Origin of the sequence: Herbiconiux daphne (assembly GCF_024979295.1) — a bacterium.
GTDB lineage: Bacteria > Actinomycetota > Actinomycetes > Actinomycetales > Microbacteriaceae > Herbiconiux > Herbiconiux daphnes.
Window position 1 is genome coordinate 1 of sequence record NZ_JANLCJ010000478.1, and the last position, 643, is coordinate 643.

A 643-nucleotide genomic window follows, 5' to 3' on the forward strand; every position below is an offset into this window, starting at 1 on the left:
TCCCAAAATTAGTCTTCTTCGTTGAAAAAGGATTAAACCAAGAGAAAAATGACCCGAACTATGATATTAAGCAGCTTGCACTCGAATGTGCAACTAAGCGACTGTATCCCGATATCATCTCCGCAGTCAACAATCGTGCCACCACTGGTAGCTCGGTGCCTGTTAGCCCAATGGGCTGTCGTTCATTCCTCAGTGTATGGAGAGATAGCGATGGAAATGAGGTGCTCGACGGGCGTAACAACCTCGGGGTCATTACACTCAATATTCCTCGTATTGCCATCGAATCAGGCGGTGACTTTGCCAAGTTCGACACTCTCTTTGAAGAACGTCTTGCTCTTGCTAAACGAGCTCTTGACACTCGCATTGACCGTCTACGAGGAGTTAGAGCAGCCGTTGCCCCGATTCTCTACACCGAAGGAGCGTTTGGAGTACGCCTTAAACCCGAGGATGAGATTCTCTCACTCTTTAAGAATGGCAGAAGCTCGATTAGCTTGGGTTACATCGGACTCCATGAAGCTTCCATAATCATGTTTGGTGAAGCTCCTACGGAGAACTGGGCTGCACAAGATTTTTGTGTTGGTCCGGTACAACGTATGAGAAATGCCACGGAGAAATGGAAAGATGAGTCAGAAGAGGGTTGGGG

1 protein-coding gene is annotated in these 643 nt (G+C 47.9%); it reads left to right on the top strand.

Going from position 1 to position 643, the window contains the following annotated elements:
• The coding region (nrdD, locus tag N1032_RS25965; protein WP_310795992.1) for an anaerobic ribonucleoside-triphosphate reductase at positions 1 to 643 on the top strand (643 nt) is incomplete at both ends.